Raw genomic sequence first — 24282 nt, forward strand, 5'->3', positions numbered from 1 at the left:
TAACACGAGAGTTTGTTTAAGGATGGGAGCGTTCCACATTGATAGAATTCGTACGCGGCGAAGTCGCTTATGTCTGTGCGGAATTCGTGACGGTAGAAGTTGGCGGGATTGGCTACAAGATCGTAGCACCGAACCCGTTTTTTTATCGGACCGGAGACGAACAGATCATCGTATATACGTATCATTATGTCCGTGAGGACCAAGAAGTCTTATTTGGATTCCGTTCCCGTCGTGAGCGTGCCTTGTTCACGAAGTTGCTCGGTGTCACAGGAATCGGACCGAAAGGAGCGCTTGCAATCGTCGCATCAGGGAATGTCGATGCGCTCGTTGAAGCGATTGAACAAGAGAAAGAAAGTTATCTCGTCAAGTTCCCGGGGGTCGGCAAGAAAACAGCAAAACAAATGACACTGGACCTAAAAGGAAAGTTAGCCGAGCTCGCACCAGATTACGTACCGAGCGAAGGCTTGTTCGCGCAAGGCAATGCTGAACTGAATGAAGCTTGTGAAGCCTTGACGGCGCTTGGTTATAGTGACCGAGAAGTCGAGAAAGTCAAAAAAGCGTTGCAGGCAGAAGTCCTGTCGACGGATCAATATGTCAAACGGGCACTCCAGTTGTTATTGAATGTGAGGTGAGGACATGGAAGAGCGCATTTTGTCAGAATCCGCCCATGCGGAAGATCAAGAAGAGTGGAGTCTGCGTCCTCAGACGCTCGAGCAATACATCGGACAGGAGAAAGCAAAAGGAAACTTAAGTGTCTTCATCAAGGCGGCGAAAATTCGTCAGGAAACACTCGATCACGTGCTTCTCTATGGTCCTCCGGGTCTCGGGAAGACGACGCTTGCGACAATCATCGCGAACGAGATGGGGGTTGGTATCAAGACGACAGCCGGTCCTGCAATCGAACGACCGGGTGATCTGGCGGCAATCCTTTCATCACTGGAACCGGGTGATGTCCTATTCATCGACGAGATTCATCGATTAAGTCGATCAATCGAAGAGATTCTGTATCCGGCGATGGAGGATTATTGTCTCGATATCGTCATCGGTCAAGGGGAACTCGCCCGCAGCGTCCGAATTGATTTACCACCGTTTACGCTCGTTGGTGCAACGACGCGTGCCGGGATGTTATCGGCACCGCTCCGTGATCGTTTTGGCGTGACGCTGAAGCTTGAATATTATACGATGTCAGAGTTGTCTGCCATCGTGACCCGGACGTCGCGATTGTTCGGATTCGAAGCGGATCGTCTCGCTGCAGAAGCGATCGCGCTTCGTTCACGCGGAACACCACGTGTCGCGAATCGGTTGTTACGGCGTGTCCGCGATTTCGCTCAAGTCGCCCATCAAACCGAGATCGATGCTGTGCTCGCGACAAGTGCGCTTGATCGCTTGCATGTCGATGCGCTTGGGCTCGACGATGTCGACCATCGTTTACTACGATCGCTTGCTGAACGATTTGCCGGTGGTCCGGTCGGTCTCGAGACGATCGCTGCAACGATTGGAGAAGATGCGCAGACGATCGAGGATGTGTATGAACCATATCTACTGCAACAAGGATTTTTACAACGTACCCCGCGCGGACGTGTCTTAACACCGTTCGCTCGCCAACATTTAGGACTGAAAGAAGGAAATTGAACCAATGGATGTAAACTTATTTGATTTTCATTTACCAGAAGAACAAATTGCTCAAGTGCCATTGCTCGACCGGACGAGTTCGAAATTGATGGTTCTCGATCGGGAGACAGGTGCGATTCAGCATCAGCACTTCCATGATATCGTCGACCACTTCCGCGAAGGCGATACACTCGTCATCAATGATACGAAAGTCTTACCAGCACGTCTCTTTGGTGTGAAGGAAGAGACGGGTGGGAAAATCGAATTGTTACTCTTGAAGCAGACGAGTGACGATGTCTGGGAAACACTGGCGAAACCGGCAAAACGCGTTAAACCAGGAACGATTTTGTCGTTTGGTGACGGGTTACTCCGTGCTGAGTGCGTCGAAGCACTTGAAGACGGGGGACGAATCCTGAAGTTTTTCTATGACGGCATTTTCTATGAAGTGCTCGACCAACTCGGAACGATGCCACTGCCACCGTATATTCATGAACAACTCGAGGATCAAGATCGTTATCAGACGGTCTACGCTCGAGAACGCGGGAGTGCGGCAGCACCGACGGCTGGTCTTCACTTCACACCGGAATTGCTCGAGGCGCTCAAAGCGAAAGGCGTTCGGATCGCACCGTTGACGCTACACGTAGGACTTGGTACATTCCGTCCTGTCTCGGTCGACGACGTCGATAGTCACAAGATGCACAGTGAGTACTACGAACTGCCGGAAAGTTCAGCTGCTTTGCTACGCGAAACACGGAAACAAGGCGGACGGATCATCGCGGTCGGGACGACATCAACACGGACGCTTGAAACGGTCATCCGTGACCACGGCGACTTCGTCGAAGCAACGGGCTGGACGGACATCTTCATCTTCCCGGGTCAGGAAGTCAAAGGGATTGATGGTCTGATCACGAACTTCCACTTACCGAAATCAACATTGATCATGCTCGTGTCCGCATTATCGACACGGGAACACATTCTGCATGCCTACGAAGAAGCAGTCGCGAACGGCTATCGTTTCTTTAGCTTCGGTGATGCGATGTTCTTAACGAGAGAGGAACGAAACTAATGACAAAACACGCGGTAACATACGAACATATCAAGACATGTAAACAATCCGGAGCGCGGTTGGGAATCGTCCACACGCCGCACGGCAGTTTCGAGACACCGGTCTTCATGCCGGTCGGAACGCAAGCGACGGTCAAGACGATGGCACCGGAACAAATCAAGGACATGAACGCGAACATCATCCTCGCGAACACGTACCACCTCTGGGTGCGTCCAGGACATGATGTCATCAAGGAAGCGGGCGGTCTGCATAAATTCATGAACTGGGATGGCGCGATTCTGACGGACTCAGGTGGTTTCCAAGTCTTCTCACTTGCTGATCTTCGGAACATTTCTGAGGAGGGTGTTCATTTCCGTAACCACTTGAACGGGGACAAATTGTTCTTGTCACCGGAAAAAGCGATGGAAATTCAAAATGCACTCGGTTCAGATATCATGATGGCGTTTGATGAGTGCCCACCGTACCCAGCTTCTCACGAGTACATGAAAGCATCCGTCGAACGGACAAGCCGCTGGGCGGAACGTTGTCTTGCTGCGCATGAACGTCCACACGATCAAGCGCTGTTCGGTATCATCCAAGGTGGAGAATACGAAGACTTACGTCGTCAAAGTGCAAAAGACCTCGTTGCCCTTGATTTCCCGGGTTATGCGGTCGGTGGTCTATCAGTCGGAGAGCCAAAAGACGTCATGTACCGTGCGCTTGAATTCACGACACCACTCATGCCGGAAGACAAACCACGTTATTTGATGGGCGTCGGTTCACCGGACGCATTGATTGAAGGTGCGATCCGCGGAATCGATATGTTCGACTGTGTCTTGCCGACACGGATCGCACGAAACGGCACATTGATGACATCACAAGGACGTCTCGTCGTCCGGAACGCGAAATATGCACGTGATTTCCGTCCGCTCGATGAGAAATGTGATTGCTACGCATGCAAGAACTACTCGCGTTCGTACATCCATCACTTGATCCGTGCGCAAGAAACGTTCGGTCTGCATCTGTGTTCGACACACAATCTTCACTTCCTCGTCAAGTTGATGGAAGGCGTTCGCCAAGCGATTCGTGAGGATCGTCTGCTCGATTTCAAGGAAGAATTTTTCGAAGAATACGGTTACAATTTACCGAACGCAAAGAATTTCTAACAAATCGTCTGACAAATCAATTCTTTCACGGTATAATGAACGTGATTTGAATGATAAAGGAGCTGAATCAGATGGAAGGCTTAATCACATTCCTCCCGATGATCTTGATCTTCGTGGTGTTCTATTTCTTGTTGATCCGTCCACAGAACAAACGCCAGAAGCAAGTGCGTCAGATGCAAAATGAACTCTCACGCGGCGACTCGATCGTTACGATCGGTGGTCTTCACGGGGTTGTCCAAAAAGTTGACGACATGACGGTGACATTGAAGTCAGGTAATGCACAATTGACATTCAACCGAAGTGCTGTCGCAGAAGTGACGAAAAAATCAACGACTGTCATGGACGACGAAACTGTCGAATAAGGCATTGAAAAGGCGCTTTCCGGATTCCGGAGCGTCTTTTCTGTTTATATATGAGAAAAACGTTTGCTAAGATTACCATTTCTTTTGTAAGCTAGGATAGGAGAACAAAGTTGTCTGAAAATATACTGGGAACTAGAGAAAGGACAATGTAGCATGATCAAGAAAGGGAAACTTGCCACATTCTTCATCGTCGTCATCGCGTTGCTCGTACTGATCGGTACGACATCGTCATGGTTGTTGAAGGATACGAAGCTCGGCCTTGACCTTAAGGGTGGCTTCGAAGTCTTGTATGAAGTACAACCGCTGAAAGAAGGAGACGTCATCGATCAAAATGCGATGAGTGCGACGCTGACGGCAATCGAGAACCGTGTCAACGTCCTCGGTGTCTCTGAACCAGACATCCGGATCGAAGGCGATAACCGGATTCGCGTTCAGCTTGCTGGCGTCAAGGATCAGACGGAAGCGCGTCAAATCCTCTCTTCGACAGCACAATTGTCATTCCGTGACATCAACGATAAGTTGTTGCTTGACGGATCAGACTTAAAAGCCAAAGGGGCAAAAGTCGGATATGATCCAAACACGAATGAACCACTCGTCGAGTTGACGATGAAATCAAAAGAGAAATTCTATGAAGTGACACAAAAAGTCTCACAAATGCAACCACCTGCGAATCGTCTCGTCATCTGGCTCGATTACGAGAAAGGTGATTCGTATGAAAAAGAAATTCAAAAAGCAAACTCGAAGATCGTCTCGGATGCATCGGTCACACAACCGATCAATTCGGATAAAGCGATCATTTCTGGTGGCGATATCGATGCCGAGTACGGGAAACAATTATCGTCGATTCTAAACGCCGGCGCACTACCGGTCAAACTCGAGGAAATCTACTCGACGTCGGTCTCTGCTGCTTTTGGACAGGACGCACTTGATCAGACGCTCTTCGCCTCAGCAATCGGTGTAGCTGCGGTCTTCTTGTTCATGCTACTGTTCTACCGGGTCTCTGGATTCGTTTCGATTATTACGTTGCTGTTCTACATCTATCTCGTCATGATCTTCTTTAACGGGATCAATGCTGTCCTCACATTACCGGGGATTGCGGCACTCGTTCTTGGAGTCGGGATGGCGGTCGATGCAAACATCATCACTGCTGAGCGGATCAAGGATGAATTACGAAGTGGTAAATCTGTCTTGTCCGCGTTCAAAGCCGGTAACCGTCGTTCGTTCGGTACGATTCTTGATGCCAACTTGACGACGTTAATCTCTGCTGGCGTGTTGTACTACTTTGGTACAAGTACGGTCAAAGGATTCGCCATCATGTTGATGGTTTCGATCGCCGTCACGTTCGTCACGAACGTCTTTGTCTCACGTTACCTGATGCAACTCCTTGTCAGTAGCCGATGGTTCGATAAGAAGAAATCATGGTTCGGTGTAAAGGAGAGTGAAATCCGTGAGCTTTAATCCTACGAAATTCGATTACGTCAAACATCGTAAAATCTATTTCGCAATCACGATTGCGCTTGTCATCGTGTCGGTCCTTTTGTTGTCGTTCCGTGGTCTGAACCTCGGGATCGACTTCACGCAAGGAACGCGTGTCGAGATTTCTTCTGAGAATCAAATCAAGGAAGCGGACGTCCGCTCTGTCATTGAAGATGCCGGGATTAATGCGGAAGAAATCGATGGTATTCAATTCGCTCAAGGCGGAAAGTTAGCAAACGTCACGTTCGTTGGTGAATTCAGCCAAGAACAAATTTCTGAAATCAAACAATCGGTTGAAGCGGAATACAAGAAAGAACCGAGTATCTCGACAGTTTCGGCACAAGTCGGTCGGGAAATCGCGCGTAACGCGATTTATGCCGTCTTACTTGCGTCACTTGGAATCGTCATCTATGTCTCATTCCGATTCCAACCGCTCTACGGGATTGCGACAGTCCTCGCATTGTTACATGATGCGTTGATGATCATTGCTTTCTTCTCGCTGTTCCAGATCGAAGTCAACCTGTACTTCATCGCAGCCGTCTTGACGATCATTGGGTATTCCGTCAACGATACAATCGTTACCTTCGACAGGGTACGAGAAAATCTCGGACTTGCTGAAAAGGGCGGACGGAAAGTCTCATTCGATGAGTTGAAGCATATCGTCAATGAATCGATCCAACAGACGATCATCCGCTCGATCAATACGGTCGTCACGGTCATCATGACAGCAGCAGCGCTCTACATCTTCGGTAGCGAAGCGATCCGCGGATTCAGTCTTGCCTTGCTCGTCGGGTTGATCATGGGGATGTATTCTTCGATCTTCATCGCCGCGCAACTCTGGCTCGTCATGAAAGGTCGGACACTTGGTCGGACAAAACGCGCTTCTTAAAAGAGTATCCGCATCAGCTATCGCTGGTGCGGATTTTCTATTATAATGGGGAAGTTGATTGGAGGGTTTGAGATGTACCATGCTAAAAAAACATGGCTTGATAAAGTCATCGATTCAGAACAGATCGAACAATTGACGGCGGATGGCACGATCTCACCGCACGTCGCACAACTACTTGTCCAACGGGGATTCACGACACGTGAAGCTGCCCGTGATTTTTTAGAGACCGATCAAATGGCATTTCATGATCCATTTGCTTTTAAAGACATGCCAAAAGTCGTCGAACGGATTCAACGTGCCGTCGACGAGGGCGAGATGATTTTGATTTACGGTGATTATGACGTCGACGGCGTGAGTTCCGCTGCGATTCTCTGGCACGCCTTGATTGAAATCGGGGGGATGGCAGAGTGCTACATCCCGAACCGTTTCACGGAAGGCTATGGACCAAACGAAGCCGCGTTTCGCTGGGCTGCAGAAGAGGGCTTTAGTCTCGTCATCACCGTCGACTGTGGGATTTCCGGCATCCACGAAGCAGATGTCCTGAAGGAACTCGGGGTCGATTTAATCATTACCGATCACCACGAAGCCAAAGAAACGTTACCTGATGCCTTTGCCTTGATTCATCCAGGTGTCGACTCAGATTATCCGTTCTCGAAGCTTGCTGGGGCAGGTGTCGCCTTTAAAGTCGCGCATGCACTGCTTGACCGGGAACCGGTCGAGTTACTCGATCTTGCCGTGCTCGGAACGATCGCCGATCTCGTGCCGCTCGTCGGCGAGAACAGGTTGCTTGCGATTCGCGGCATCGAGGCGCTGAACGCAAGTGAACGTCCAGGTATCCTTGCGTTACGTGACGTTTGTAGTTTGACGGAAGACGAACTGACGGAAGAATCAGTCGGATTTGCATTCGGTCCGCGGATCAATGCGGCAGGTCGTCTTGATTCAGCGATGCCAGCGCTTGAGATGTTACTAGCGGAAAGCAAGGATGAGGCACTTCATCTCGCGAAACAACTCGACCAACAAAATAAACAACGTCAAGATATCGTCAAGCAGATTGCAGAGGAAGCAACGGCGCTTGTCGAAGAACGGTTTAAAGAGGACCGTGTGCTTGTCGTCGATGCGACAGACTGGAATCCAGGTGTCGTTGGGATCGTCGCCTCGCGACTCGTTGAAAAATATCATCGTCCCGTCATCATGCTGTGTCACGATGCTGAAAAAGGAACAGCGAAGGGTTCTGGACGTTCAATCCCAGCCTTTGACTTATTCGCTGAACTGACGAAATGTGAAGATATCTTACCGCATTTCGGAGGACATCCCGCTGCTGCTGGTATGACGCTCTCTTCCGATGACGTCGAGGTGTTACGTCAACGTTTGAATGAACAAGCCAGTACGTTGCCAGACGATGCCTTCATCGCGACAATCGATGTCGATCTACGTCTACAGGTCAGTGATGTCTCGATCCAGTTGATTGAGGATATTCAGCGACTCGCGCCGTTCGGGATGGGAAATCCCGCGCCACGAATCGTCATCGAGCAAGCGAAGATTCGTGACATGAAACGGATCGGTCGTGATTTGACGCATGTCAAAGCACTACTATCAGGCGACGGGAAGGAACTCGATGCAATCGGCTTCGGCTTCGGCGACCTTGTCGATGAAGTCTCGACCTTATCCGAGATTCACTTGATGGGCAGTCTGAACATCAATGAATGGAATGGGTTCCGTAAACCACAATTGATGATTCAAGACGTCGCTGTCGAAGATGTTCAAGTATTCGATTACCGCGGGGGTAAGCGCCCGCTGAGCGAACTATTCGCCTTACCGCATGAGACGACGACATTCGTTGCCTTTACTGATGAGGTGAAGGAGAAGTACGCGGAACGTCCGTTGAACGGACCGATTCGCCAAAACATCGTCTTCCTCGATCTACCGGAAGAAGAAGTTGCGTTTCATCCATACGTCCAACAGGCAGAGCGGATTTATTGTGCCTTTAAGGACGAGGGCTATTATTTTGAGACGATTCCATCGCGCGAGGACTTCAAGCATTACTTCCAGTATTTCGCGAAATGTCCACGTGACGAGCTCCGGATTGGTCTCGTACGTTTGTCGAAATCGCGAAAATGGACGAAACGATCGATTAACTTTATGCATTCGGTATTCTCGGAACTTGATTTTCTTGTTACAATGGAGGACGGGCTGCCGGGTGTGAACCCAAATGCTACAAAACGAGATCTGACGGAAGCTCCGACGTACCAGCGTCATGAAGCGCGTCAAGAGCTCGAGCAACAATACATTTATTCGTCACTCGCTCAGTTGAAAGAGCGTTTTGATACTTTGGTAGAAGCGGCGAAGCAGGAGGAAAAGACATGGAGTTCAAACAGCATATAAAAGAGGTCGAAAACTGGCCGAAAGAAGGAATCAGTTTCAAAGACATCACATCACTCATGCAGAACGGACCAGTGTACAAACAATCGGTTGATGCACTCGTCGAATATGCACGCAGTAAAGGTGCTGATGTCATCGCGGGTCCGGAAGCACGTGGATTCGTCGTTGGTTGCCCAGCCGCTTACGCGATGGAGATCGGATTCGTACCTGTCCGTAAAGAAGGAAAATTACCACGTGAGACAGTCCGTGTCGAGTATGGTCTTGAGTACGGAAAAGACGTCTTGACGATGCATGAAGATGCGATTCAACCAGGACAACGCGTCGTCATCCTTGACGACTTGCTTGCAACAGGTGGTACGATCGAAGCGACGATCCAAATGATTGAAAAATTAGGCGGAACGGTTGCCGGAATCGGATTCTTGATTGAACTCGATGGTCTTGGTGGACGTGAGAAACTCGAAGGATACGACGTTCTCTCATTGATTCGTTACGAAGACTAAAGCATATATACTCTCTTGGTACATGGTGACCAAGGGGGTATTTCTTTTTATTTTGACATCTTCTCAAGATTTCACGATAATAAGAACTATATATTAGGGATTCCGTTGCAGACGATCCCGGGGACTGGGTGAGGAAAAGGGATGACAAACAAACAAATCGTAAATGTAGAAGACCTTCTCGCTCGATGTGCGGAATACATGACGCAAGCTGAAGTCAAAGACATCGAACGGGCTTACCAATTCGCGAAAGACGAACATGATGGGCAATTCCGCCGTTCTGGGGAACCTTACATCATTCATCCGGTACAAGTTGCCGGTATCTTAGTCGATATTGGTTTGGATGCAACGACGATTGTCGCTGCGCTTCTTCATGATGTCGTCGAAGATACGGACATTACTCTCGAAGAATTAACGGACCGATTCGGACCCGACGTCGCGATGCTCGTTGACGGCGTCACGAAACTCGGGAAAATCAAATATAAATCGAAACGCGAAGAATTGGCTGAGAATCATCGGAAGATGTTCATTGCGATGGCAGAAGACATTCGCGTCATCTTGATCAAACTGGCTGACCGTTTGCATAACATGCGAACGTTGCAACATATGGTCAAGGAAAAGCAGGTGCAAAAGGCAGAAGAGACGCTCGAAATCTTTGCACCGCTTGCGCATCGTCTCGGGATCTCGACGATCAAGTGGGAACTCGAAGACATCAGTTTGCGTTATATCAATCCACAACAGTACTACCGGATTGTCTCAATGATGAAACAAAAACGGACGGAACGCGAAGCGCTCGTCAGTTCGGTCATTGAAGAGGTCAACGAAGTACTCGATGATGTACAAATTGCAGCGGAAGTCGATGGACGTCCGAAGCATATCTATTCCATTTATAACAAGATGCAAAACTCGAAAAAAGAGTTCAGCGAAATTTATGACTTGATGGCTGTGCGCATCATCGTCGATTCAATCAAGGACTGTTATGCCGTTCTCGGAATCATTCATACGCAATATAAACCCATGCCGGGACGTTTCAAGGATTATATCGCGATGCCGAAGCCGAACATGTATCAATCGCTGCATACGACGGTCATCGGACCGAAAGGCGAGCCGCTCGAGGTCCAAATTCGGACACGGGACATGCACTTTATTGCCGAGTACGGGATTGCCGCTCACTGGGCGTATAAAGAAGGCAAGGAACAGGAAGCGAAATCAGGCTTTGAGGATAAGATTGCCCATTTCCGGGAAATCCTTGAGTTGCAGAAGGATACGGCAGATGCTGAAGAATTCATGGAATCGGTCAAAGTCGACTTCTTTAGTGACATGTTGTACGTCTTTACACCAAAAGGCGACGTCATCGAATTGCCGAAAGGCTCTGTTCCGATTGATTATGCCTACCGGATTCATACCGAGATCGGTCACCGGACGATCGGAGCGAAAGTCAACGGACGGATGGTACCGATTGATTATAAGCTGAAGACAGGTGACATCATTGAAATCGTCACATCAAAACACAGCTATGGTCCAAGTAAGGACTGGCTCAAGATTTGTGTGTCGAGTCAGGCGAAGAATAAGATCCGTCAATGGTTCAAACGTCAGCAACGGGAAGAGAACGTCTCAAAAGGACGGGAACTGATCGAAGCGGAAGTGAAGAAGCTTGGTTTTGAGCCGAAGGAAGTCATCAATGAGAAGACGCTCGAAGACGTGACGCGGAAGTTCAACTTCGCGCAAGAAGAAGACATGTATGCTGCCGTTGGCTATCATGGTCTGACAGCTGCCCAAGTCGCTCATAAATTGACGGAAAAGTTACGCAAAGACAAAGAATCTAAAAATCTTGAACTGAACGAAGCGATCAGTGAGATGAAGACGTTTGATCGTCCGAAGAAGGAAAATCCAGAAGGCGTTCGTGTCAAAGGAATCGATAACATGCTCGTTCGCATGAGTCGTTGTTGTAATCCAGTACCAGGGGACGATATCGTCGGGTACATCACACGTGGACGCGGTGTCTCGATTCACCGGACGGATTGTTTGAACGTCATTCATGAACAAAATCCAGAACGCTTGCTCGAAGTCGAGTGGGAACACGAAGGCAAAGCCGTTAAGAGTTATAACGTCGAAATCGAAATTTCCGGATTCGACCGGGCAGGATTATTGAACGATGTCCTGCAGTCGGTATCTGCGACGAATACGAACATCGTCGCCGTCAGCGGGAAAGGCGACGACAGTAAACAAGCCAAAATCACGATGACGATCGCGATCAACAACGTCAACCATCTACAGAAAGTCGTCGATCGGATCAAACAAATCTCTGACGTGTATGCTGTACATCGCGTCATGATGACGTAAGGAGCGGATGAGTCATGCGAGTCGTATTACAACGAGTCAAAGAAGCAAGTGTCACAGTCGATGAGGAGGTCATCGGTCAAATCAAGCAAGGTTTTCTCTTGCTTGTCGGTGTCACGCACGAAGACACGATCGATCAGGTGAACTGGTTAGCTGATAAAATCGCAGGACTCCGCGTGTTTGAAGATGAAGAGGAACGGATGAACCGCTCGTTGCAAGATGTCGACGGTCAGATTCTATCCGTCTCGCAGTTCACGTTGTATGGGGATGTCAAAAAAGGACGTCGCCCAGCGTTCACGGAAGCAGCGAAACCGGATCTTGCCAACGAATTGTATGAAGCGTTCAATGAACGTCTTCGTGCGCAAGGACTGACGGTCGAGACAGGTCAGTTCGGTGCGATGATGGATATCGCGCTCGTCAATGATGGACCGGTGACATTGATTCTTGAAAAAGAAGCAAACGCTTGACAGGAACCGAGAGACGAGGCAATATTAGACGTAACCAAATGATTCATACGACCGAAGACGAAGAGGAGTAATCAAGACCTTGTCTGCTTAGAGAGTCGCCCCTTGGCTGGAAGGGCGAACAGACGAACTCGATGAAAGACCCTTCCGAGGTATCTTCCTGAACTGATAGTAGGGAAGGTCGTACGCAGGCGTTAACTGCACCGAGTGGTCAAATGTGATTTGACAACCAGGGTGGTACCACGGGATCTTCAAGTTCTCGTCCCTTTGCGGACGAGGACTTTTTTGTATTCAAAAAAGGAGGAATTTGAGATGAAATTACCACGCGGTACGTTTGATGTCCTTCCAGGAACAGTCGAACGCTGGCAGTACATCGAGCAACAATTACGTGATATTAGTAAGCGTTACAACTATAAGGAAATCCGGACACCGATTTTTGAGGAGACAGAACTCTTCAAACGTGGCGTCGGTGAGACGACGGATATCGTTCAAAAAGAAATGTTCATGCTTGAGAAACGCGGAAAAGACCAGTTGACGTTACGTCCAGAAGGAACGGCTGCTGTCGTTCGTTCATTCGTGACGAACAAGCTGTTCGGTTCACCGAACCAACCGACGAAATTGTTCTACATTGGACCGATGTTCCGTTATGAACGTCCACAAGCAGGTCGTTTTCGTCAGCTCCACCAATATGGAGTCGAAGCACTCGGTAGTGAACAACCAGCGATTGATGCGGAAGTCATCAGTCTCGCGATGAGCATCTACCGTTCATTCGGATTGAAGCACCTCAAGCTCGTCATCAATACACTCGGGGATAACGAAAGTCGTGCGGCACACCGGGCAGCACTCGTCGATCACTTCAAACCGGTCGTTCACGAGTTGTGTCAGGACTGTCAGAATCGTCTCGAAACGAATCCACTTCGGGTCCTCGACTGTAAGGTCGACCGCGATCACCCGAGCATGGCAACAGCACCATCGATTCTCGATTACTTAAACCCGGCATCAAAAGCTTACTTCGACGAAGTATTGCTTCACTTAGATGCACTCGGCATCGAGTATGTCGTTGATCCAACGCTCGTCCGCGGAATCGATTATTACAATCACACGGCGTTCGAGATCATGTCAGAAGCAGAAGGCTTCGGAGCAATCACGACATTATGTGGTGGTGGACGATATAACGGTCTCGTCGAACAGATCGGTGGACCGGCAACACCGGGAATCGGCTTCGGAATCGGCATCGAGCGGTTATTGATGGCGCTTGAGAATGAGAACGTCTTACCGCCGGTCGATGATCAAATCGATGTCTTCATCGTCGCGCAAGGCAGTGACGAAGTCGAAAAGACAGCAACACGTCTCTTGCAATTGATGCGTCTCGAAGGACTTGTCGCGGATCGGGATTATCTCGGTCGGAAGTTCAAAGGACAATTCAAAGCAGCCGATCGCTTGAAAGCACGCTATACGGTCATCCTCGGGGATGAAGAAGTTGAGCGTGGTGCAGCGGCGCTGAAGAACATGGCTACAGGGGAACAGACGGACGTTCCGTTATCAGCAGTCGCTGATACGATCGTCGCGAAATTAAAGGAGGAAGCACAATGATCGGACGCACGCATATGAACGGTCAGGTGACGGAAGAAGTCATCGGACAACACGTTCAACTTAAAGGATGGGTTCAAAAACGACGTGACTTAGGAGGATTGATCTTCCTTGATCTCCGCGACCGGAGTGGCATCGTCCAAATCGTCTTCCAACCGGAAAACGAGCAGGCACACCGCCTTGCGGAATCGATTCGTTCAGAGTATGTCCTCGACATCAAAGGACACGTCATCGCCCGTGAGAATCCGAACCCGAACATCCCGACTGGGCAAGTCGAGGTCGTCGCGGATGAAGTCGTCATCTTGAACGCAGCGAAGATGACACCATTCCCGATCAGTGAAGAAGCAGAACAGACGTCAGAAGATTTACGTCTTAAATATCGTTACCTTGACTTGCGTCGTCCGTCGCTTCAAGAGACATTCCGTCTCCGTTCGAAAGCATCGAACATCATGCGGAACTTCCTCGATGAGCAAGACTTCCTGGAAGTCGAGACACCAATCTTAACGAAATCAACACCAGAAGGCGCACGTGACTATCTCGTTCCGAGTCGTGTTCACCCAGGTGAGTTCTATGCCTTGCCACAATCACCGCAATTGTTCAAACAATTGCTGATGGTGTCTGGTTTTGAGCGGTACTTCCAAATTGCACGTTGTTTCCGTGACGAAGACTTACGGGCAGACCGTCAACCTGAATTCACACAAGTCGACATCGAGACGAGCTTCATGGACATCGAAGACTTATATGCGATGATGGAGTCGATGATGACGCGTGTCATGAAAGAAACACTTGGCAAAGACATCGTGACACCATTCCCACGGATGCCGTACGCAGAAGCGATGAGCCGGTATGGTTCTGATAAACCGGATACACGCTTCGGTCTCGAATTGATTGATGTCGCGGAAGCTGTCAAAGGGGCAGGATTCAAAGTATTCGATATGGCACTAGAAGCAGGTGGCGAAGTCAAATCCTTGAACGTCAAAGGTGCAGCTGAGCGCTTCTCGCGTAAAGACATCGATAAGTTACAAGAATTCACGGCGATCTACGGTGCAAAAGGTCTCGCGTGGGTCAAAGTGACAGCAGACGGACTGAACGGTCCAATCGCGAAGTTCTTCGACGAAGAAGCAGCTGCTCGCCTGACAGCGGCGACAGATGCGGAAGCAGGAGACTTATTGTTGTTCGTCGCAGCAAAAGCATCGATCGTAGCAGACAGCTTAGGTGCGCTCCGTCAGAAGTTAGCGAAGGAACTCGACTTGATCGATGAGTCGGTCTTCAACTTCCTTTGGGTGACGGACTTCCCACTCGTCACGTACGAAGAAGAAGAAGGTCGTTTCTACGCGAACCACCACCCATTCACGATGCCACGTCGTGAAGATCTCGAATTGCTCGAGACGGATCCTGGGAAAGTCCTCGCCGTTGCGTATGACCTCGTCTTGAACGGATACGAGCTCGGCGGTGGATCACAACGGATCTACGAACGGGATATCCAAGAGCGGATGTTCAAATTGCTTGGCTTCACAGAAGAAGAAGCAAACGAGCAGTTCGGCTTCTTGATGGAAGCATTCGAATACGGAACACCACCACATGCGGGTATCGCACTTGGTCTAGACCGTCTTGTCATGTTACTCGCAGGACGTTCAAACTTGCGTGATACGATCGCCTTCCCGAAAACAGCATCAGCAAGTGATCTGTTGACGGCAGCACCAAGCCCAGTCTCGGATGCACAATTAAACGATCTCTCGATTCGAACAGCAGTCAAACAATCGTAAGACACGACAAGCGAATCTTCCGGTAGGGGAGATTCGCTTGTTTCATGAAGGAGGATGAACGGATGGAACGACACTTTTTTGAACGGTCTCCGGTTGAAGTCGGTCCGGACTTCTTAGGAACACAGATCACAGTCGATGAGGTGACGATGCGGATCGTCGAGGTCGAAGCATATCTCGGTCCTCACGATCAAGCAGCGCATTCGTTTTCCGGAAAACCCACGAAACGGACGGCACCGATGTTCGGTCCACCGGGGCATCTCTATGTGTATTTCACATATGGAATGCATCACTGCATGAATATCGTTTGTGGACATGAAGGGGAAGGATACGGACTGTTGCTACGAGGTGCGGAAATCATCAGTGGGCACGACCTCGTCGCGGGACGTCGTTTTGGTTGTTCCTACGCAGAGTTGACAGCGGTGCAACGGCGTAATCTCGTCAATGGACCAGCGAAACTGTGCCAAGGATTTGGTCTCACGACAGCGGATTCAGGTCAGGATCTTTATCAAACCCGTTTCCGACTTGTTGCTGACCCGGTCGATGCGATCGTCCAGACGACACGGATCGGTATTCCGAACGCAGGAGAAGCGACAGCCTATCCATGGCGGTTTTATGTAGAGGCGAGTGAAGGGGTCAGTAAACGTTAAAAAATGGACGCTCCGATAAGGAGACGTCCATTTTTTATTTAGGATTGTTGATTGATTTTTTCGACTGCTGTTTTTTATAGAATTTATAGACGATTGGACCAACCGTCGTTACGAGCGTCATTAATGTTCTGAGTTTACCGCGTTTTGCTGCCATTGATTCATTCACTCCTCTGATTTGTTGTACTATTCATATTCCACGAAAACAACGTCTTAAAACCTCATCGGCACATCGAGTGGTTTTCCAAATACTATAGTCGGGTCATAGTATAAGAAGAAAGGAGTCGATCAATATGGGAGCAGTCGTTTGGTATCGTCATGATTTACGTGTCGATGATCATGAGGCACTTCGGAGTGCGTGCGAAGAACAGGACGTCATTCGTGCCGTATACGTCAAAGACCAAAGGAAACGCGATTTTAAAAGAGGTACACAACAAGCACGATTCGAACAAGAGACATTAGAGAACCTAGCAGATCATCTGTCTCAAATCGGGATTGCGTTAGATATAGTAGAAGGGGAGATAAATGAGACACTCGATTCTTATCTCCAAGCGGATGATACCATCTATTTCCATAAGATGACCGGAACTGAAGAAGCGGCAAGCGAACAGTATATCGAAGACAGATATGCCGTCCGTTCTTTTGAGACACAGACATTACATCGTCGCGAAGATATCGGAAGTGATGAATTAAAACGCGTCTTTACGGCATTTCGAAAACGTGTCGAGGCGAAAGGGACCTTCTACGATCCACTCGATCCACCAACCGGTATTCAGTTAGTAAAAGAAGAATCGGTCGAAGCGAATCACGAAATCGCGTTCCCGTTCCGTGGTGGAGAGTCAGCAGGGAGAGCGCGTCTTCAGGAATACCTTGACGAGCCTGTATTCACCTATAAAGAAACACGCAATGGGTTCTTACGTAATGATTCCTCGAAGCTGTCTGCCTGGCTAGCGAACGGGTCACTCTCACCGCGTCGTGTCATGGCTGAATTGCAGGAAGCCGAGCGGAAACAGGGAGCGAATGAATCGACGTATTGGTTGTATTTCGAACTGTTGTGGCGTGACTTCTTCCATTTAACGATGCGTGAGACAGGAAGCCGTCTGTTCCGGTCGAGTGGATTAAAAGAAGGACAACGCACGTGGAAGACGGACCAGCTAGCTGTCGAACGTTGGATAGAAGGAAAGACCGGTGTTCCGTTCGTCGATGCCTTCATGAACGAGATTCGCGAGACGGGATGGATGTCGAATCGCGGCAGGCAGATCGTTGCCAGTTATCTGATTCATGAATTAAAGCAGGACTGGCGCATCGGAGCGCGATATTTCGAACAGCAGTTGATCGACTATGATGTCGCTTCGAACTATGGCAACTGGGCGTTCATCGCGGGTGTCGGAAATGCAACACGCACACCACGATTCGATCCCGCATTCCAACAACAACGATATGATCCGAATCAACAGTTCACGAAACGTTGGACCTGAAAAAAAGCATCTTTTTCTGGAGTGGGAAGTAGTTGCATTTCAGAGGGGAGGATGCTATATTAAATGCATCAGATGGGGTTCCTGAATTGTACGAGAGCCGCCTTTTATCTTTGAGCCACTCTTTTTTGATAGGGAGTTTGACGTTCCAACTAGTAGTACATGCCTCGTAACACAGCAGGAGGACGTACGAATAGGAATCGGATAAGACACCCACCTGCACAGCAGGTTCAAAAATAAGGTATCGACACGGCACTTCGGGTCCCATCGTCTTATTATTTTGTTGTTTGACACGTCGCATGACGTTTTTTTTTATGATATAATTCCGAGTAAAACAGTATGAGTATTGTGAGGTTATGAGATGTTACATCAATTTTCGCGTAATGAACTAGCAATCGGTAAAACTGGACTTGACGCATTGGCATCCAAGTCTGTCGCTATTCTGGGAATCGGTGGTGTTGGATCGTTCTCAGCAGAAGCGCTTGCCCGTAGTGGTGTAGGTCGTTTGATTCTCGTTGATAAGGATGATATTGACATCACGAACGTTAACCGACAAATTCATGCCTTGCTTCCGACAGTTGGTCAACCGAAGGTCGATGCGATGGCAGAACGTCTTGCGTTAATTAATCCTGATCTTGAAATCGTTCGTTTGAAGATGTTCTACAATGAAGAAACATTCGAGTCGTTCTTCGAACAGCAACCGGATTATGTCATCGATGCATCGGACACGGTCTCGTTCAAGATTCACTTGATTCAGGAATGTAAGAAACGTAACATCCCAATCATCTCGAGCATGGGGATGGCGAACAAGATGGATCCGACACGCATCAAGATCGTTGACATCAAAGATACAAGTTATGATCCATTAGCGAAGGTCATTCGGACGAAACTCCGGAAAGCCGGCATCCATAAAGGTGTTCCTGTCGTCTTCTCTGATGAACCGCCCGTTAAGATCATCGAAGAAGTCCGTCAAGTCGTCGGAAACGATGCGGCTGCAATTCGTAAGGCAAAGATGCCGCCAAGTTCGAATGCGTTCGTTCCATCAGTTGGTGGATTGATCGCAGCGAGCTACGTCATCAATGAGATCGTCCGTGAAGCCGGCGTGACGATCGAACGCGTTCGTTAAAAAAAAGCGACCTTATGGTCGCTTTTTCTGATGTGTGGCTGTTTGTTTGTTCCAAAAATCAAGTCGAGCTTGGAGTTGTTTCTCAAAACCGCGTGGGCTAGGACGATAAAAGACCGGTTTTGTCCGGGCAAGGTTCTCGGGCCAGTAATTTTGTGGCACATAGGCATGTTCGAAATCGTGCGGATATTGATAGGTGACGCCATTCCCAAGTGCCGCTGCCCCCGGATGATGAGCATCGCGCAAATGCGGCGGTACCGGACCGCCGTCCGAACGACGAACGAGTGTCAATGCTTGATCAATTGCTGAGATGACAGCATTCGATTTCGGTGCCGTCGCGAGATATAAGACGGTTTCAGCAAGCGGGATCCGTGCTTCCGGGAAACCGACGTACTCGCACGCGCGTGCGCAGGCATCGACCATTAATAACGCTTGCGGATCAGACAGACCGATGTCTTCTGCCGCATGGACATAGAGACGCCGTACGATGAAGCGCGGACTTTCGCCCGCTTCAATCATGACGGCGAGCCAGTAGAGCGCAGCGTCGGGATCGGAACCCCGAATTGATTTGATGAAGGCGGAGATGACATCATAATGCCGATCGCCGTCCTTATCGTACTTCAATGCTTTTTGCTGAATCGACTCCTCGGCGACAGCGAGGTCAATCGTGATCTGACCATCGATTTCCGGTGTCGTCAAGACGGCGAGTTCAAGCGCATTCAATAATGCCCGGTAATCACCATCTGACAACTTAACGTAATGATCGATCGCGTCATCCGTGATCGTGATCGGATATTTGCCAAGACCACGCTCTTCGTCCTTTAAGGTCCGATCGAGGACGATTCGTAAATCGTCTGCCGTCGGGGGCTCGAAACGAAAGACCGTTGCCCGCGACAGGAGAGCGGCATTGACCTCAAAACTCGGATTTTCAGTCGTCGCTCCGATCAACGTGATCGTACCTGCTTCAAGCGCCGGCAGTAAGGCGTCTTGTTGCATCTTATTGAATCGATGGATCTCATCGAGAAAGAGAATCGTTTTTTGATCCTCGAACTGAAGACGGGCTTCGGCTGCTTTTAGAATTTCCCGTAATTGTTCCAGTTTCGCCGTGACCGCGTTCAATTGCTCGAACGCTGATTTTGTATAACTGGAGATGACACGCGCGAGCGTCGTCTTACCGGTTCCGGGTGGACCGTAAAAAATGACGGTTCCGAGACGATCGGCTAAGATGGCACGCCGCAGGAGCGTCGTCTCTCCGATCAGATGGCGTTGTCCGACGATTTCATCCAGATTCTGCGGACGCATTCGATTCGCGAGCGGTCCGACAGGTGACTGGGATTCAAATAAATGTGCCATACACATACGCTCCTTCCACTTTTAGCTACTACTATACTAGAAAGGATGATCCTTCGCATGATGAAAATCTCGACGAAAGGGCGATATGGTCTGACGATCATGATCGCACTCGCGAAAGAAGCTGAATCTAAACCATTATCCCTAAAAAAAATCGCGCAGATGTATGACCTATCTGAGCATTATCTTGAACAGTTGATTGCACCGCTTCGTAATGGAGGTCTTGTTAAAAGTGTCCGTGGTGCTTACGGCGGGTATAAGCTCGGTCGTGAAGCGCAAAACATCACAGCGGGTGAAATCATCCGCCTGCTTGAAGGACCACTCGTCGTCGTCGAAGGCGATGCGTGTGACGAGGTCACGAAACGCAAACTGTGGGATAAAATCCAGCAAGCAGTCGATCAAGTACTCGATTCAACGACGCTACAAGACTTAGCGGAAGAAGAAGATACAGGATACATGTTCTATATTTGAGAGGTGAAAACGAATGAATTACTTTGACCACTCGGCGACGACGCCGATGCGTCCGGAAGTCCTTGAGGCGATGACGCCTTATTTGCTCGAACAGTATGGCAACCCATCGAGTGTCCACGCGGCTGGTCGGTCTGCTCGGGCAGCAATTGACAAAGCACGCCGGCAGATCGCACAAGAATTGAACGCGAAACCAACCGAACTGATTTTCACGAGCGGTGGAACGGAATCGGATAATTATGCAATCTTCGGTGCGGCTGAGGCGGCGCGTGAAAAGGGGCGTCATCTCATTACGACACGGTTTGAGCACCATGCTGTATTGCATGCGTTCGAAGAGCTCGAAAAACAATGCTATGACGTCACGTATCTCGATGTTCCATCTACAGGCGTCGTCTCAATGGCTGCCTTGCAAGAAGCGGTCCGGGAAGATACGACACTCGTCTCGATCATGTTCGGCAACAATGAAGTCGGAACGATTCAGCCGATTGCGGCATTCGGTCAATTTTTACGAGAACGCGGTATTTTGTTCCATACGGACGCGGTGCAAGTGTTCGGAAAACAAGCAATCGATGTCGAAGCGTTACAGGTCGATCTTTTATCCGCATCTGGTCATAAAATCAATGGGCCAAAAGGAATCGGATTGTTGTATGTGCGGACTGGTGTGAAGTTAGCTCCTCAAACATTCGGAGGAGAACAGGAACGCAAGCGTCGCGCTGGTACAGAGAACGTACCGGGAATCGTCGGTTTAGCGAAAGCGCTCGAACTGATGATCGCAGAGCGTGAACAACAACAGGACCACATCAAACAACTGCGCAGCGTTTTGCTAACACGCTTGGATGAAAGTGGCGTCACTTACGAAGTCAATGGTGTTGAAGGATTGCCGAATGTCCTCAATCTTTACTTCCCGCAAATTGAGATCGAACCGTTCTTGATCATGCTTGATATGCGCCAGATGGCCGTATCGAGCGGGAGTGCATGTACGGCAGGATCCGTCGAACCTTCGCATGTCTTATCGGCGATGTATGGCGAAAATGAACGGACACGAGCATCGGTCCGGATCAGTTTTGGTCACGGAAATGAGCTCGCGCAAGTCGAACTACTCGCACAAGCCTTGCAAGATGTCGTAAAATCGTTTCAGAATTAACTAAGAGGTGAAATAAATGAATACACGAGCGAAAGCCCCGAGTGAAACGACAGTCGTCGTTGGAATGTCGGGCGGTGTCGATTCTTCTGTGACGGCTCATTTATTAAAAGAGCAAGGGTATAACGTCATCGGAATCTTCATGAAAAACTGGGATGACACGGATGAAAACGGCTTTTGTACGGCGACGGAAGATTATGAAGACGTCATCGCGGTAGCCAATCAAATCGGCATTCCGTACTATGCGGTCAATTTCGAGAAAGAGTACTGGGATAAAGTCTTCACGTACTTCCTCGATGAATATAAACTCGGTCGGACACCGAATCCGGACGTCATGTGTAACAAGGAAATCAAGTTCAAAGCCTTCCTCGATCACGCGATGCGTCTTGGTGCCGATTTCGTCGCGACAGGGCACTATGCACGTGCCGTCTATGAGGACGGAGAACATAAATTGCTTCGAGGCGTTGATGCAAACAAGGATCAAACATATTTCTTGAATCAATTGTCGCAAGAGCAAATCGCGAAGGCGATGTTCCCAATCGGTCATATGGAAAAATCAGAAGTGCGCCGGATCGCAGAAGAAGCGAACCTCGCAACGGCGAAGAAAAAAGACTCGACAGGCATTTGCTTCATCGGCGAGCGGAACTTCAAACAGTTCCTCGGTCAATATCTACCGGCGCAACCCGGTGAGATGCGGACGCTTGACGGCAACGTCATGGGACGTCACGATGGATTGATGTACTATACGATGGGGCAACGTCATGGACTCGGCATCGGTGGCGACGGAGAGCCTTGGTTCGTCGTCGGGAAAAACTTAGAGGAAAACATTCTCTATGTCGATCAAGGATTCCACAACGAATTGTTGTATTCGGAAGGATTACTTGCTTCAGATGTCAGCTGGACATCTGAACGTCCGGTCGGTGAGACATTCCGTTGTACGGCGAAATTCCGTTACCGTCAACAAGATACAGCCGTCACGGTTCGTGTCCTCGAAGATGGACTCGATGTCTCGTTTGACGAGCGTCAACGGGCAATCACACCTGGACAAGCGGTCGTGTTCTATGATGGAGATATCTGCCTCGGTGGTGCGACGATCGATGCAGCCTATAAAGCAGGCGAACGCCTCGCTTATCTAGCGTAAGGAGCAAAAGAAGATGAACTATAATGAAGTAGGATTCCGGCATCTAGAAGCTGGAAATTATGAATTAGCAGCACAAGCGTTTAACGACGCGATCGAACAAAACCCAAAAGATCCGACGGCGTACGTCAATCTTGGAACATTACTCCAATCGATGAACGACGCTGATCGTGCCCTTCGTTTTTATGACCGGGCACTGATGATCGATAATACGTTCGCGAGTGCTTATTATGCGAAAGGTGCTCTGTTCTTTGCTGCCGATCAACTCGTCGAAGCAGAGGAATCATTGCGCGCAGCCTTATTATATGGACTTGATGACGCAGATCTCCATTTCATGCTGGGGATGACGTATCAAAAACTTGGTGATCCAGTACGCGGGTTGCCCCGTTTACAGCGCGCGTCAGAATTAAACGGTGTCGATATCGAGATCGCATTCCAATACGGACTTGCCTTAGCGCAAAACGAGAAGTTGGAAGAAGCGGTCGAGATGTTCGAGCACGTCTTGATGCTTGACGAAACGCATACGGATGCACGATACAATTATGCGATTGCCCTTGCTTTCCTCGGTCAACAGGAAGCGTGTTATGCAGAACTCGAAGCGGTTCTTGCCTACCAGCCGGAACACGCTCTTGCGCGGGACGCGAAAGCGAAGATGGATGCGTTATTAAAACAAGCAGACTAATTCAAAAAAGACGATTCCAAATGGAGTCGTCTTTTTTACGCTATTTAATTCCCGACTTCGCGAATGACGCGAAGCGGAGGTCCGGAAAAGTCTTCATAGGCTTCATCCATGTTTTTCGTATACAGTTCGATGACGTTATTTTCCGTGTCCTTGAAATAAGCAGAATGCTCTTTTTGATTCGATGTCTCCTGTTCGTCCCATTCTCTGAGCTTCACGGTAATCGATGCTTCCCGCAATTGATTCAAGGCTTGCTGGAACTCGTTCTTTTCAACGTAGAAAGCACAGTGGACATGGACACCACCTTCATCGTACAACGTGTCCCATTCGGACACTGGTAAGTGTTTGACGGTCCGTTCTTCCATCGTGAAGTCCCGTTTCAGCCACAGCCCGAGTCGAGTGTTACCGCCGATGTAAAGCCACGTTGCCCAAACCCCGTCTTGTTTAGATTGTTCTTTACTTGGTTCCGCATCCTCAGGAGCCCATTGCTCGACGACCGGAATACCTAGTGTTCCATTCCAAAAGCCGACCGCACGGTCCATATCCTCGACTTCCAGTACTAATTCACACAATCCTGCAATCGGTAAACGTGCCATCCTTAAACTCCTCCTCTTAACGAAATGTTTCACGTTATCTTTCCCTGATTTAAAATCCGGTAAACGAATGCTATGATGAAAGC

At 49.2% G+C, this 24282-nt stretch carries 20 protein-coding genes, 1 other RNA gene, 1 pseudogene and 1 other annotated feature; of the genes and pseudogenes, 20 read left to right on the forward strand and 2 right to left on the reverse strand.

Annotation, left to right across the window (positions count from 1 at the left end; translation table 11 throughout):
* The first annotated feature begins 38 nt into the window (after positions 1-38).
* The 16 genes and pseudogenes from ruvA (at position 39) to ITJ88_RS03530 (ending at position 18830) form a co-directional block, all read left to right on the forward strand.
* Positions 39-632 (forward strand): Holliday junction branch migration protein RuvA, encoded by a 594-nt coding sequence (gene ruvA / locus ITJ88_RS03450; RefSeq protein WP_023468936.1) that lies wholly within the window; start codon positions 39-41, stop codon positions 630-632.
* A gap of 4 nt (positions 633-636) precedes the next feature.
* Positions 637-1632, forward strand: coding sequence for a Holliday junction branch migration DNA helicase RuvB (gene ruvB, locus ITJ88_RS03455; RefSeq protein WP_195864672.1), 996 nt, complete (start codon positions 637-639; stop codon positions 1630-1632).
* Positions 1633-1636: 4 nt separating this feature from the next.
* Positions 1637-2677, forward strand: coding sequence for a tRNA preQ1(34) S-adenosylmethionine ribosyltransferase-isomerase QueA (gene queA, locus ITJ88_RS03460; protein WP_023468934.1), 1041 nt, complete (start codon positions 1637-1639; stop codon positions 2675-2677).
* Entirely contained in the window at positions 2677-3822 is a 1146-nt protein-coding gene (gene tgt, locus ITJ88_RS03465) for a tRNA guanosine(34) transglycosylase Tgt (protein WP_029342245.1), read from the forward strand. The genes queA and tgt overlap by 1 nt, the downstream gene beginning before the upstream one ends.
* A gap of 71 nt (positions 3823-3893) precedes the next feature.
* Complete coding sequence (gene yajC, locus ITJ88_RS03470; protein WP_029342244.1) at positions 3894-4184, forward strand: preprotein translocase subunit YajC; 291 nt, start codon at positions 3894-3896, stop codon at positions 4182-4184.
* A 153-nt stretch (positions 4185-4337) separates the two neighbouring features.
* Positions 4338-6549, forward strand: a pseudogene (gene secD / locus ITJ88_RS16240) (protein translocase subunit SecD).
* A gap of 72 nt (positions 6550-6621) precedes the next feature.
* Positions 6622-8931 (forward strand): single-stranded-DNA-specific exonuclease RecJ, encoded by a 2310-nt coding sequence (recJ, locus tag ITJ88_RS03485; protein ID WP_195864675.1) that lies wholly within the window; start codon positions 6622-6624, stop codon positions 8929-8931.
* A complete protein-coding gene (locus tag ITJ88_RS03490) occupies positions 8910-9428 on the forward strand; it encodes an adenine phosphoribosyltransferase (RefSeq protein ID WP_023468928.1) in 519 nt (172 codons plus the stop codon). The genes recJ and ITJ88_RS03490 overlap by 22 nt, the downstream gene beginning before the upstream one ends.
* 141 nt (positions 9429-9569) lie before the next feature.
* Positions 9570-11768 (forward strand): RelA/SpoT family protein, encoded by a 2199-nt coding sequence (locus tag ITJ88_RS03495; protein WP_195864676.1) that lies wholly within the window; start codon positions 9570-9572, stop codon positions 11766-11768.
* 14 nt (positions 11769-11782) lie between these two features.
* A complete protein-coding gene (dtd, locus tag ITJ88_RS03500) occupies positions 11783-12232 on the forward strand; it encodes a D-aminoacyl-tRNA deacylase (protein WP_195864677.1) in 450 nt (149 codons plus the stop codon).
* Between the two features lie 45 nt (positions 12233-12277).
* Positions 12278-12499, forward strand: a binding site (T-box leader).
* A gap of 42 nt (positions 12500-12541) precedes the next feature.
* Positions 12542-13822 carry a histidine--tRNA ligase gene (hisS, locus tag ITJ88_RS03505; RefSeq protein WP_064299563.1) on the forward strand — a complete coding sequence of 427 codons (1281 nt, stop codon included), beginning with the start codon at positions 12542-12544 and terminating at the stop codon, positions 13820-13822.
* Positions 13819-15585, forward strand: coding sequence for an aspartate--tRNA ligase (gene aspS / locus ITJ88_RS03510; protein ID WP_195864678.1), 1767 nt, complete (start codon positions 13819-13821; stop codon positions 15583-15585). The genes hisS and aspS overlap by 4 nt, the downstream gene beginning before the upstream one ends.
* 62 nt (positions 15586-15647) lie before the next feature.
* Complete coding sequence (locus tag ITJ88_RS03515; protein ID WP_195864679.1) at positions 15648-16232, forward strand: DNA-3-methyladenine glycosylase; 585 nt, start codon at positions 15648-15650, stop codon at positions 16230-16232.
* Positions 16233-16522: 290 nt separating this feature from the next.
* Complete coding sequence (locus ITJ88_RS03520) at positions 16523-17707, forward strand: DASH family cryptochrome (protein WP_195864680.1); 1185 nt, start codon at positions 16523-16525, stop codon at positions 17705-17707.
* 75 nt (positions 17708-17782) lie between these two features.
* Positions 17783-17972, forward strand: a non-coding RNA gene (gene ssrS, locus ITJ88_RS03525) — 6S RNA.
* Positions 17973-18065: 93 nt separating this feature from the next.
* On the forward strand, positions 18066-18830 hold the full coding sequence (locus ITJ88_RS03530) for a tRNA threonylcarbamoyladenosine dehydratase (RefSeq protein ID WP_023468920.1): 765 nt from the start codon (positions 18066-18068) through the stop codon (positions 18828-18830).
* Between the two features lie 12 nt (positions 18831-18842).
* Here ITJ88_RS03530 and ITJ88_RS03535 read toward each other — a convergent pair whose 3' ends face one another.
* Complete coding sequence (locus ITJ88_RS03535) at positions 18843-20180, reverse strand: replication-associated recombination protein A (protein WP_195864681.1); 1338 nt, start codon at positions 20178-20180, stop codon at positions 18843-18845.
* Between the two features lie 60 nt (positions 20181-20240).
* On the opposite strand from ITJ88_RS03535, the gene cymR reads away from it, so the two are divergent.
* The 4 genes from cymR to ITJ88_RS03555 are packed head-to-tail and all read left to right on the forward strand — an operon-like array spanning position 20241 to position 23606.
* Positions 20241-20648 carry a cysteine metabolism transcriptional regulator CymR gene (gene cymR, locus ITJ88_RS03540; RefSeq protein ID WP_029342236.1) on the forward strand — a complete coding sequence of 136 codons (408 nt, stop codon included), beginning with the start codon at positions 20241-20243 and terminating at the stop codon, positions 20646-20648.
* A 13-nt stretch (positions 20649-20661) separates the two neighbouring features.
* Complete coding sequence (locus ITJ88_RS03545; RefSeq protein ID WP_195864682.1) at positions 20662-21789, forward strand: cysteine desulfurase family protein; 1128 nt, start codon at positions 20662-20664, stop codon at positions 21787-21789.
* Positions 21790-21805: 16 nt separating this feature from the next.
* Positions 21806-22927 carry a tRNA 2-thiouridine(34) synthase MnmA gene (mnmA, locus tag ITJ88_RS03550; protein WP_064299568.1) on the forward strand — a complete coding sequence of 374 codons (1122 nt, stop codon included), beginning with the start codon at positions 21806-21808 and terminating at the stop codon, positions 22925-22927.
* A gap of 13 nt (positions 22928-22940) precedes the next feature.
* Positions 22941-23606, forward strand: a complete 666-nt coding sequence (locus tag ITJ88_RS03555) for a tetratricopeptide repeat protein (RefSeq protein ID WP_058703823.1) — start codon at positions 22941-22943, stop codon at positions 23604-23606.
* Positions 23607-23650: 44 nt separating this feature from the next.
* Here the strand turns inward: ITJ88_RS03555 and ITJ88_RS03560 are convergent, their stop codons facing one another.
* Positions 23651-24199, reverse strand: a complete 549-nt coding sequence (locus ITJ88_RS03560; RefSeq protein ID WP_195864683.1) for a VOC family protein — start codon at positions 24197-24199, stop codon at positions 23651-23653.
* Between the last annotated feature and the right edge of the window lie 83 nt (positions 24200-24282).

The organism is Exiguobacterium abrahamii (assembly GCF_015645365.1).
Taxonomy (GTDB): Bacteria; Bacillota; Bacilli; order Exiguobacteriales; family Exiguobacteriaceae; genus Exiguobacterium_A; species Exiguobacterium_A abrahamii.

Bases quoted from the DNA above. Each gene is read 5' to 3' on its own strand.
- ruvB (WP_195864672.1), top strand. From the start codon at position 637: ATGGAAGAGCGCATTTTGTCAGAATCCGCCCATGCGGAAGATCAAGAA.
- queA (WP_023468934.1), top strand. From the start codon at position 1,637: ATGGATGTAAACTTATTTGATTTTCATTTACCAGAAGAACAAATTGCT.
- tgt (WP_029342245.1), top strand. From the start codon at position 2,677: ATGACAAAACACGCGGTAACATACGAACATATCAAGACATGTAAACAA.
- yajC (WP_029342244.1), top strand. From the start codon at position 3,894: ATGGAAGGCTTAATCACATTCCTCCCGATGATCTTGATCTTCGTGGTG.
- recJ (WP_195864675.1), top strand. From the start codon at position 6,622: ATGTACCATGCTAAAAAAACATGGCTTGATAAAGTCATCGATTCAGAA.
- ITJ88_RS03490 (WP_023468928.1), top strand. From the start codon at position 8,910: ATGGAGTTCAAACAGCATATAAAAGAGGTCGAAAACTGGCCGAAAGAA.
- ITJ88_RS03495 (WP_195864676.1), top strand. From the start codon at position 9,570: ATGACAAACAAACAAATCGTAAATGTAGAAGACCTTCTCGCTCGATGT.
- dtd (WP_195864677.1), top strand. From the start codon at position 11,783: ATGCGAGTCGTATTACAACGAGTCAAAGAAGCAAGTGTCACAGTCGAT.
- hisS (WP_064299563.1), top strand. From the start codon at position 12,542: ATGAAATTACCACGCGGTACGTTTGATGTCCTTCCAGGAACAGTCGAA.
- aspS (WP_195864678.1), top strand. From the start codon at position 13,819: ATGATCGGACGCACGCATATGAACGGTCAGGTGACGGAAGAAGTCATC.
- ITJ88_RS03515 (WP_195864679.1), top strand. From the start codon at position 15,648: ATGGAACGACACTTTTTTGAACGGTCTCCGGTTGAAGTCGGTCCGGAC.
- ITJ88_RS03520 (WP_195864680.1), top strand. From the start codon at position 16,523: ATGGGAGCAGTCGTTTGGTATCGTCATGATTTACGTGTCGATGATCAT.
- ITJ88_RS03530 (WP_023468920.1), top strand. From the start codon at position 18,066: ATGTTACATCAATTTTCGCGTAATGAACTAGCAATCGGTAAAACTGGA.
- ITJ88_RS03535 (WP_195864681.1), bottom strand. From the start codon at position 20,180: ATGGCACATTTATTTGAATCCCAGTCACCTGTCGGACCGCTCGCGAAT.
- cymR (WP_029342236.1), top strand. From the start codon at position 20,241: ATGAAAATCTCGACGAAAGGGCGATATGGTCTGACGATCATGATCGCA.
- ITJ88_RS03545 (WP_195864682.1), top strand. From the start codon at position 20,662: ATGAATTACTTTGACCACTCGGCGACGACGCCGATGCGTCCGGAAGTC.
- mnmA (WP_064299568.1), top strand. From the start codon at position 21,806: ATGAATACACGAGCGAAAGCCCCGAGTGAAACGACAGTCGTCGTTGGA.
- ITJ88_RS03555 (WP_058703823.1), top strand. From the start codon at position 22,941: ATGAACTATAATGAAGTAGGATTCCGGCATCTAGAAGCTGGAAATTAT.
- ITJ88_RS03560 (WP_195864683.1), bottom strand. From the start codon at position 24,199: ATGGCACGTTTACCGATTGCAGGATTGTGTGAATTAGTACTGGAAGTC.